Below are 706 nucleotides of genomic sequence, written 5' to 3'. Positions count from 1 at the left end.
CGGCGACGTCGGCGGAGCGACCCGAGGTGGTGGCGCCGAAGAGGATGTCCTGCTCACCGGTGTGACGTGAGAGCACCAGCGTCCAAGCGGCCTGGACCAGTGCATTGAGGGTGAGGTGGTGCTGGCGGACGAAGGCCTGGAGGTCCGTGGTGAGTCGCGCGGGCAGCCAGACGTTCAGGTGCTGACGCCGGAGCACCGAGTCCGGGCTTCGGGGAAGCGCACCGGGCAAGGGCGTGGGCGCGGTGAAGCCCCGCAGCGTCTTGCGCCAGTAGAGCTCCGCGGGCTCCAGGGACTGGCGCTGGAGCCAGGCGATGTAGTCGCGGAAGGAGGTCGACTCACTCTCCGCCGGGAGTCGGCCAGAGCGGACCTGCTCGTAGGTGGTGAAGAGTTCCTGGAAGAGGAGCCCGAGGCTCCAGCCATCCACGATGAGGTGGTGCAGCGTCCAGAGGATGCGCCACGCGTGCTCATCCGTGCGGATGACCGTCAGCCGCAGCAGTGGTGGTGTGCGCAGGTCGAAGCCCCGAGCACGGTCCTCGGAGATGAGGGTGTCGAAGCGGCTCTGCTGCTCGGCCTCATCCGCGCCGCGCCAGTCGTGCTCCTCCCAGGGGAGGGTGGCCTCCGGGTGGACCCACTGGAGGGGCTGGCCCGCGTCCTCGGGGACGAAGGACGTGCGCAGCGAGGGCTGCCGCTGGATGACGGCTTCCCA

The 706-nt window shown here is 69.7% G+C and carries 1 protein-coding gene; it reads right to left on the bottom strand.

What is annotated here, in order from left to right; all coding sequences use genetic code 11:
• Positions 1 to 706, bottom strand: a 706-nt coding sequence (locus HUA75_RS48190) for a condensation domain-containing protein (RefSeq protein WP_254628135.1), incomplete at both ends; no start/stop codon positions are given.

Origin of the sequence: Myxococcus sp. CA040A, assembly GCF_013336725.1 — a bacterium.
In the GTDB taxonomy this organism is placed as follows: domain Bacteria; phylum Myxococcota; class Myxococcia; order Myxococcales; family Myxococcaceae; genus Myxococcus; species Myxococcus llanfairpwllgwyngyllgogerychwyrndrobwllllantysiliogogogochensis.
This window is presented reverse-complemented; position numbering and strand designations above follow the sequence as displayed.